The 9,193-nt window shown below is 51.8% G+C and carries 8 protein-coding genes and 1 pseudogene; 5 read left to right on the forward strand and 4 right to left on the reverse strand.

Features of this window, described 5'->3' with window-relative positions; translation table 11 throughout:
* Positions 1-183 (reverse strand): hypothetical protein (locus tag L691_RS27730; RefSeq protein ID WP_036735119.1); only part of this gene is annotated, 183 nt, incomplete at its 3' end.
* A 121-nt stretch (positions 184-304) separates the two neighbouring features.
* Positions 305-1,459, reverse strand: a complete 1,155-nt coding sequence (locus L691_RS0103615; protein WP_025688842.1) for a glycosyltransferase family 4 protein — start codon at positions 1,457-1,459, stop codon at positions 305-307.
* Positions 1,460-1,580: 121 nt separating this feature from the next.
* Between L691_RS0103615 and L691_RS0103620 the strand changes: the two genes are divergently transcribed.
* The 4 genes from L691_RS0103620 to L691_RS0103635 all read left to right on the forward strand — a co-directional run bounded on the left by L691_RS0103620 (position 1,581) and on the right by L691_RS0103635 (position 6,158).
* On the forward strand, positions 1,581-2,315 hold the full coding sequence (locus L691_RS0103620; protein ID WP_025688843.1) for an SDR family NAD(P)-dependent oxidoreductase: 735 nt from the start codon (positions 1,581-1,583) through the stop codon (positions 2,313-2,315).
* A 699-nt stretch (positions 2,316-3,014) separates the two neighbouring features.
* Complete coding sequence (locus tag L691_RS0103625; RefSeq protein WP_025688844.1) at positions 3,015-4,460, forward strand: NAD(P)-binding domain-containing protein; 1,446 nt, start codon at positions 3,015-3,017, stop codon at positions 4,458-4,460.
* A 148-nt stretch (positions 4,461-4,608) separates the two neighbouring features.
* Positions 4,609-5,406 (forward strand): TIGR00266 family protein, encoded by a 798-nt coding sequence (locus L691_RS0103630; protein ID WP_025688845.1) that lies wholly within the window; start codon positions 4,609-4,611, stop codon positions 5,404-5,406.
* 272 nt (positions 5,407-5,678) lie between these two features.
* Positions 5,679-6,158: a VOC family protein gene (locus tag L691_RS0103635; protein ID WP_025688846.1), complete on the forward strand. Its 480-nt coding sequence runs from the start codon at positions 5,679-5,681 to the stop codon at positions 6,156-6,158.
* Between the two features lie 29 nt (positions 6,159-6,187).
* Here the strand turns inward: L691_RS0103635 and L691_RS0103640 are convergent, their stop codons facing one another.
* Together L691_RS0103640 and L691_RS0103645 are read right to left on the reverse strand one after the other, a co-directional pair.
* Positions 6,188-6,985, reverse strand: coding sequence for a GNAT family N-acetyltransferase (locus L691_RS0103640; RefSeq protein WP_025688848.1), 798 nt, complete (start codon positions 6,983-6,985; stop codon positions 6,188-6,190).
* A 122-nt stretch (positions 6,986-7,107) separates the two neighbouring features.
* The gene (locus tag L691_RS0103645; RefSeq protein WP_084653795.1) at positions 7,108-8,127 is read right to left on the reverse strand and encodes an alpha/beta hydrolase family protein; all 1,020 of its coding nucleotides are present in this window, start codon (positions 8,125-8,127) and stop codon (positions 7,108-7,110) included.
* A 99-nt stretch (positions 8,128-8,226) separates the two neighbouring features.
* Between L691_RS0103645 and L691_RS0103650 the strand changes: the two are divergent.
* A pseudogene (locus tag L691_RS0103650) lies at positions 8,227-9,193 on the forward strand (hypothetical protein); the annotation flags it as partial.

Consider the following 9,193-nt stretch of genomic DNA (forward strand, 5'->3'; position numbering starts at 1 on the left):
AGCGTGCCGGCCTGCGTGCTTCTTCAGGGAATGCAGCCGGGCCGGGGTTATTTTTTGCTTCAGTTGAATAATGACCCGAATGGCTGCCGGTTTAGCGCCGGGCATATCAGATTGCCCAATCTTTTGTCTTAAAGAACGATGGAGCTTCGCGGCATATTGCTGCGGCCAGATCTGTCCGTCCATAGTTTAGGCTCACCTCACCAGTGCAGTGTATGCACCATCAAATCCATGGGTGATACACTATGAATCCAGAAGGCAGCTCATTTCCGCTGAAATGCGGAGCGGGAGAAGCAGGTTAATCGCGTCAACCGATGACCTTTCGTCCGGCGTAGATTTCCGGGTGCGCGGCGTAATGATAATGCAGCATGAGACCCTCAAAGACGGCGTCCCAGCTTCGGGATTTGGCCGTTTCCAGCGCTTTCTCGCTCAGCATCTGCCGATTATGCGGGTTGAGCATTTTGACGATCGCCTTGGATAGCTCCGGGACGCTGCCGTACTTGCATACAAGCGCGTTCCTGTGGTTCTCCGTAAAATCGGTCACGCCGCCGGAATCGGTGCAGATGACAGGCAGCCCGCTCGCCATCGCCTCAAGCAGCACATTGCCGAACGTCTCGGTGCCGGAAGGAAATACGAAGACATCTGCGCTCGCATAGATTGCAGCCAGTTCTTCACCCCGGCGGCTTCCCGTAAAAATGGCGTTCGGTATCCTTTTGGCGATCAGCTCCGGCAAATAAGGCCCCTCCCCGGTGAAGACCCATTTTACCCGCTCTCCGTATCGCTGATTCACTTGCATGATGCTGTCAGCCAGCGTTGGCAGCCCTTTCTCCGCCGCGATGCGGCCGACGTAGAGAAATACAACTTCCCTTTTTCCGGCCAGCTTTTCCCTAAGCTCTGGGGAGTAATTCCCGGGATTAAACCGTTCCAGATCGATTCCTCGGGGCCAAAGGGCCAAATTCTGGATGCCATGCCGCGTCAAATCGTACAGCGTACTTCGGGAAGGGGCGAGATTGACGAGCGCGAAGCTGTGAAACCAGCGCATATATGCCCACAAAGCTTTGTTTAAATACTGCATATGGTAAAATTGGAGGTACTTGTCGAAGCTCGTATGGTAGGACATGATGATCGGTATATTTAGCGCTCTTGCGGCCCGCAGGCCGCTCCAGCCGACGCCGAGCTCAGTGACAATATGCACGACATCGGGCCCAAAGTCCGAGAGCTGCTCAAGAATTTTGGGATAAGGAGGGAACGAGAGGCGGCAATCCGGGTAGATATGGGGCGTAAATCCTTTGAACCGTACGACAGGGACCCCGTCTGCTTCAGGTTCATCGGTCTCATAATCGGGGGCGAAGAATAGATGTTCAATGCCGCAGCGCGTCAAATATTGGCTCAAATACATCAACGTATTGGACACACCATTGATTTGCGGGTAAAACGTATCTGTGAAGAAGGCTATCCTCAAAATCATCAAATCCTTTACCGTTGAATGAACCACTTTATTTAACTATATTATTCATATGCAAATCCCAAGCTGCCGAAAGGTAAAATGGCTATTAAATTTAGATTTAGGGTGGTTGATTATCATGCTGACTAATAAAAAGTTGATCATAACCGGCGCGGCATCCGGGATCGGAAAAGAAATCGTGAAACTCGGTTTGCGCGAAGGCGCTTCGGTAATCGCATGTGACATTAATAGCCGGTTGCTCGAAGAGCTGAAGCAGCAGGCGGATGCTTGTCAAAATCTGCACACCTATCAAGTAGATGTAAGCGACTATGATCAGGTTCGCGACTTTTTTTCCTATATTGAACAGGAGCACCCAGATGCGGACAGCTTGGTGAATAACGCGGGGATTTATTTGGCGAAAAGCATACTGGATTATCAAGAGGACGAAATCGCCAGGGTCATGGATATCAACATCAAGGGCGCCGTCTATTTCTCGCAGCTGTTCGGAAAGCGGATGCTTCGCAATCAGCGCCAGGGAACAATCGTCAATATGTCCTCCGTGTCGGGGATGGAGGGAAGCTCGGATGCGATTTATGGGATGTCCAAAGCAGCCTTGCTCGGGTTAACCAAGAGCTGCGCCATGAATTTTTCGCCATACATACGCGTTAATGCTATTGCACCCACGATGGTGGACACTTCAATGATGGAGGCCATTCCCGAATGGAGAAAAAAAGAGTATCTGAGCCACCAACTGATTCCTTCGCCGGTATTGCCGGAGGATGTGGCTGAAACGGTCGTTTTTTTACTGTCCGATAAATCCAAGCACTACACGGGCGCTACCTTTGATATTAATAACGGAGGCTATTTAAGATAATGAGCCGGGGCTGCACGGAATGAGGCTGGAGGGTGCCGGGTTCTTTTACGGAGGACAGCTCTTAATTGAACCGGTCTAGGGCGGAAATCCGTTCTGGTACAATTGGGGGAGCAGCTTTGTGTACAATCGTTTTTTAGAGCGTGGAGAGCTGGGTTAAACACCTCGCAGATGCGTATGAGCAATTTTTTAGAAAAAACCTGCTGCCATACATCTTTTTTACATCACGGTTAATTCAAGACGGACATTCCTGCGAAAATACATGTCTTCCCTGCTTAAACTCTCGTTATGGCGGAAATTGCTTGAAATTCCTGCAGGGTCGCAGCTTTTTCCAAATCGATCGATAGAATCACCGAAAGAAACTGCATTGGAGCAGTTTTGCAATTAAATGCAAAGGCCGCATCCCATAAATCAATTGGCGAGCGAGAAATGGAAGATCACTTCCAGAATAATCGAGGCGGCGGCCATTAATTCGCATCTCCGTCCAGTGTCGATTGGCAAATCGTGAGGTCTCGGAGTACTCCGATGTCACATTCCCTCTCATAAAACGCTGATTCTTAGTTGCTATGCACAATTAATAATGAGAATTTTAGATATTATGACAATATACATGCCATCAACATTTAAACGGCTGATGACTCAAGATATAATATGACTATTAGCACATATGCTGGCGGAAGCCACTGAAAGGTATGAGGAGTCATGAGCCTTGAAGCTTTGAATGAACGAGTGAAAACCGATCTTTCCTACCTTGCCTTTGGAGGCGCGGCTTGGATACAGCCGAAGAATCATTCCGAAGGGCATGTCTATGACGTCGTAATTATCGGGGGAGGTCAAAGCGGCTTGGCTGCGGCTTTTGGCCTGCTGCGTGAACGGATATCGAATATTCTTGTTATTGATGAGAACCGTGAGGGCCTGGAAGGGCCGTGGGAAACTTATGCGCGAATGGTTACGCTGCGCACGCCCAAGCATCTGACTTCCATCGACCTCGGAATACCTTCTCTGACCTTCCGCTCCTGGTGGGAAGCGCAGTTCGGACCGAAGGGCTGGGAAGAGGTCGATAAAATTCCGCGGGGCGACTGGATGAATTATTTACGCTGGTACCGGCAGGTTCTCGGTCTTCCGGTCATTAATGAGGTTAAGCTGAAGCTGATTGAGCCTGCCGAGGACGGGATTCACCGCTTGCATATTGAGGGAACTGGGGCGCCTTCGGAACAATTATTGGCGCGAAAGGTTGTTCTGGCAACAGGCATTCAGGGGGGCGGCGAATGGCATGTGCCTCCATTCATCGCCGATAATTTGCCGAACCATCTGTATGCCCATACCTCGGAGATGATTGATTTTGATACGCTTAAGGGCAAGAAAATCGGGATTCTGGGCGGCGGAGCATCGGCCTTTGACAATGCCAATTTCGCCTTGTCCCAAGGCGTGGCCGAAGCTCATGTCTTTGTCCGACGGGAGAAGCTGCCGAGCGTCAACCCGATCCGCCAGATGGAATCGTCGGGGATGATTGAGCGCTTCCACGTACTGACGGATGCCGAGAAATATGCGGCGATTTCTCATTTTTTCAAGTACAATCAGCCGCCGACCAACGATACCTTTGAGCGGGCGGCTGCATGGCCCGGATTTGAGCTGCATCTTGGCGCTCCATGGCTTGATGTAGAGAGCGAGGGCGAAGGAGTGACGGTGACCACGCCTCAAGGCAGATTCACATTTGATTTCCTGATCGTCAGTACGGGTCTGCTCAGCGATCCCGGCTTACGTCCGGAACTCCGGCTGATCGAGAGCCGCATTGCCCGTTGGAGCGATGTCTACAAGGCTCCGGAAGAGACAGCTAATCCGCTGCTCGATGCGCATCCTTACCTCAGCCCCGGGTTTGCGCTCACCAGCCGTGACGCGGAGGGAGAGCATCTCCTGCATGGACTGTTCGTCTTTAACTACTCGGCACTTGCGAGCTGCGGACTTTCGGCTTCCGCCATTTCAGGCACGAAGAACGCGGTGCCGAAGCTTGTCTCGGGAGTGGCGGACCAATTGTTCCTGGACGACCGCGACGAGATTCTGAAATCCTTCTTTGATTATGATGAGGCCGAATTTGTCGGTGAATGGTCAGAAGCAGCGCCGAGCGATGAGCTTGAACCCAAAATATAATCGTCTCGCATCAAGGGCGCCCGGGAAACCGGGCGTTTTTGGGTTTAAATTTTAAGTTCCGGCGAAACCGCTCCGGCTTAACGGACGTATTAACGCTCAAACGGCTTGAAGAAACCTTGAACAAATCATTGAGGAGGACTCGATAGTTATGGGAGCGCATGAAATTGATTATGTGATTATGGGCGAAGAAATGCAGTGTGTGGAGGTTCAGCTTGATCCCGGTGAAAGCGTGATTGCGGAAGCGGGAAGCTTCATGATGATGGACCCGGAAATCCGTATGGAGACCATCTTCGGCGACGGCAGCAGCTCGGGTCAGGGCGGCGGCGGTCTGATGGGCAAACTGATGGGCGCGGGAAAAAGAGTGCTGACCGGCGAAAGCCTGTTCATGACCGTATTCACGCATGGCGGCGGCTATGGCCGGAAGTCCGTTACGTTCGCCGCTCCGTATCCGGGAAAGATCATTCCCCTTGACCTGCTTCAGTATGGCGGAAAAATTATCTGTCAAAAGGACGCTTTTCTTTGCGCGGCGAAGGGCGTTTCCATAGGGATTGAATTTCAGCGCAGGCTGGGCGCCGGATTCTTCGGCGGCGAAGGATTTATTATGCAGAAGCTGGAAGGGGACGGTTTAGCCTTTGTCCATTCCGGAGGATATGTCATGGAGAAGACTTTGCAGCCCGGAGAAGTCATTCGCCTGGATACCGGCTGTCTAGTCGCCATGACTTCATCGGTGGATTATGATATCGAGATGGTCAAAGGCATTAAATCCGCCCTGTTCGGTGGGGAGGGCCTGTTCTTCGCGACGCTGCGCGGACCGGGCAAGATTTGGGTTCAGTCGCTGCCGTTCAACCGGATGGCCGACCGTATTCTGTCCGCTGCCCGGGGTACGGGACGGAAGGAAGAGGGCAGCATTCTCGGCGGACTGGGCAATCTGCTGGACGGCAGATAAGATTTACGCTTTAATTTCGGGGCCGTTAAACACATGGGTTTATCGTGTGTTTGACGGCAGCCAAGCTCCGTCAGACGGTGCTGCACTTTAAACTTTAGATTTCTGAAGATACAGAACAGGAATGACCTATTGTGAGGGCCGGCCAATCTATCGTGTTTGGACCGGCTTTTTCCCAGCTTTTTTTAGCACTTAAAATCTTGCAAATTCTATACTTCAGGATGTACTTACACATCATTTGACCGGTATAATTAGAGAAAAAGGAGCTGAATCCTATGCAGAAGATTGCCCCTTTTCTATGGTTTGACGATCAGGCTGAAGAAGCGATGAATTTCTATACCTCAATTTTTAAAAATTCCAGGATCAAGGACATCAGACGCAGCGGAGGCGGAGGGCCTTGGCCCAAAGGGACGGTAATGTCCGGAACGTTCGAGCTTGACGGCCAAGAGTTTATGGCGCTTAACGGCGGACCGCAGTTCACTTTTTCCCCGGCTGTATCGTTTTTCGTAAACTGTGAAACGCAGCAGGAGATTGACGAGCTGTGGGAGAAGCTCTCCGAAGGCGGGGAGAAGCAGAGATGCGGCTGGCTTAAGGATAAATTCGGACTTTCTTGGCAAATCGTGCCTGCCGTCTTGGGAGAGCTGCTGCAGGATGAGGACGCCGAGAAATCGGCAAGAGTCATGAACGCGATGCTTCAAATGGACAAGCTGGATATCGATGTTTTACGGCAGGCCTATGAGGGCGCTCGTTCTTGAACAATTCTACCCGGACTCTCCGGGTTTTTCTATGCCTCTAACCGGTAATAGGGAATGCTGACAGTCGGTATAAATCCGAGCTTCTGAGCCAGATAATAAGAGCCTTCGTTCCCTTGGCGGCAGGACCAGACCGGCTCAAGACCAGCTTCCAGACAATAGTCGATCAAGGCTGAGCATACATGGAAGGCATAGCCTTTTCCCCGGAATTTCTCGGGAGTTTCGATTCCAATCTCTAGCTGATTATTTTCAAGAAATGCTGCAAATGAGGTTGAAGCGGCTTCGTCCCCGTCCAACAGTGTAAACCCGATGCTCCGCTCCGCGAATTGCTCCGAATCTCTCCAGAAGCGTTTCGGAGTAACCACACCCTCCAGCTCCCGGAATATCTCCCGAGTCGTTGGCACAATCTCGTATTCGCACTTCCCGTACTTCTTGACAGCCTGCTCATAACGGCTGCGGTCAAAAGCAAAATTAACTCTCGTATCTTCCTTCTCCTGCACCGCAGAGTCCGGGCCCTTCATTGAACGGATAAGAGGGTCCCAGGAACGGGGATATACCTGCAGCCACTCGGATTTTTGTCTTGTGCTAATAGTGTTCGATAAATGCTCAACCAGCTTATGTCTAAAAGACTCGCGCTCCGTTTCTCCAAACAGCAGCGACATTCCGTAAGGATGGACGATGTAAAAGACAGCCGGGTTATGCTGGTCATCCGCATATACCTCCCCGGGAACATGTCCGTGTATCACGGCCTGAGCAAACAGCGTATTGATGGTCACCTCTCGCAGCGGTTCCTCCGCCTTGGCGTAATCGTGGGCGTCTAATCTGATCATGGGCCTTTACGTCCTTTCTTTGATATGGAATAATAGCTAATTTATGTATTATACAAGAGTTAAGCGGTAGAAGCGATAGGAAATAGCAGCTTTAAGGCGTGGTCAGTCCTTGCCGCTTATCTCTAGCGAAGGTTTTCTTCAAAAAAGGCGACCGTCGCCTTGTTGATCGTCCTATGGGTACGGTGGGGGTCCTCCGTTTGGCCGTTGGCCCAGACCATCATGGGGAACCAGAGATAAAAGTCGCAGAAGCTCAGATGGGTCGCGTGAGGAATGATCAATTCCTTCCCTCCGTTCCGCATCGCTTCTTGTTTACGCAAAGGGATTTGGCGCAGCTGCTTGTCAAAAAGCTCACGAGTCAGGCCGGCGGCAGCCAACTGGCTGTCCGTCGGTTCGGCCGAGGCATCTGCAGGCTGAGGCGGCAGGTCGGAGCTCATTAACAGGAAGGGACGCGGCAATCCCCGGCTCAAATCCCCTTTGCCGAAAAAGGTGCCGTCCATATTGATCGCCGCTTTGACCCGCTGGTCCAGCAGCAGCGCCTGTGCGGCGTTAGCGCCCCCGAAGGAATGGCCCAGCATGCCGATGCGGCTTAAGTCGAGAGCGCCCGTCAAGAGGTTCTTGTCGTCCTGGCGGTTCAGATCTTCCAGCCGATCCAGTACCAAACGGATATCCTTCAACCAGACACTGTTGATCATATCGTCCCAAGCGGAGATGTCCGAGGGCTTCGGCTGGTTGGGGGACAGGCCGATATAGCGTCCTCCAGGAAATACGGTTGTGAACGAGCTAAGGGTATGTTCAACGGCAACGACGATAAAGCCGTGACTGGCCAATTCTACGGTTTGGAAAGTGTTGGTGTAGCGCCCTCCGGGAAAACCGTGGGAGAACAAGACAACCGGATAGGCCGTCTCCGTCTTCGATACGGGCGGCTCTTGATAAGCGTAGGTCTTAACCAGATTGAAGTAGCTGAACAACTGCTTCGGTATGCCGTATTGCCTGCCCAGCGCTTCGGCAATGACCGGCAAATCCGCCGCATAAGGCGCTGCCGCAAAGCCTTCGGTGCGGTCGGCGGGATACCAAATTTGAATGTTCAAAGCCCGATTGTTCCCGGGGACGTTCTCATAGGTTTCCTTTCGGCTAGGGTCGATCCAGTGGTACTGGACGGTTCCAACGCTATCACAGTTCCCATAACTCTTGTATTATACTAGATCATATTGATACGCATCGCGATAAGGGGATGTACAAGCTTGTTAAATACGGAGGTTGTCGATTTCATATGTTCTCATTATTTATCCAAAGGCTCGGAGCTAGAGCCCGCGACTCTCAGCGAATCGGGCGGGGGCTTCGAAATTGATATTTTCAGGGCAGGCTCGAGAACACGCAGGCGCACAGGAAAAATCACCGGCGGGTATACGGATACCGGTCTCTCTCATGAAAAGAGTGTCCCTGAAGTGCTGGAACGGTTGTTTCATAGTCCAAAGGTCCGGAAGAGCGAGCGTGAGCTGCTGCGTGAAATCCGGGATGCTTCGCTGTGTAATGGCGGGTTGGCGGAGGGATGGATTATGCGGAAAGACCGGTACGAGTCCGATGGGAAAACCGTAGCACGGACGGAGTATGTAATGGGGTATACGCTTTATATTCATCTGGAGCGGAAAAGAAGACGAGCGCAGGAGCGGGAGAAGCAGACCATTGCGAACTGGAACGTGAGGCTTGAAACGATACTGGAAGAGCGGAATAAAGTCCCGGATGGCCGGATCGGGAAGGAAAACCGGCATTTATTGTGGAATTTTATAGAGGATATGGCAGCAAAGCTCGAACACTGTTCCGATTATGAAGATGCCTTCAAGGTCATCTGGAACAAAGAGCAGCCATGGCAGGGCAGAAAGCTGGAGTTCTATGTTGATTTTATTATCGCATTGGCCGAAATCGCAACCGCCCGCGCTCATTTTGACTGGAAGGAGATAGGGGCTCGTTACTATCTGGAAATCGGCGGCTCCAAGCGCTTTGACCCCTATAAGGCAGATTTTCTGAAGGCGGCGGAGGAACAAATCGGCTGTCCTCTCCCCCTGCTCGGGCTGTGCAGCGCCGGAACGGTTACCCCGATTTACTTTGCCGGAGAACTGAGCGGCAGGGACGGATTCGCTTATCCGCAAGGCTTTTTGCATGCGGTTACGGATGTGACCGTTTGGAAGACCAAATTCCGAACCGGCTGCC

Origin of the sequence: Paenibacillus zanthoxyli JH29 (genome assembly GCF_000520715.1) — a bacterium.
Taxonomy (GTDB): Bacteria; Bacillota; Bacilli; order Paenibacillales; family Paenibacillaceae; genus Paenibacillus_AQ; species Paenibacillus_AQ zanthoxyli.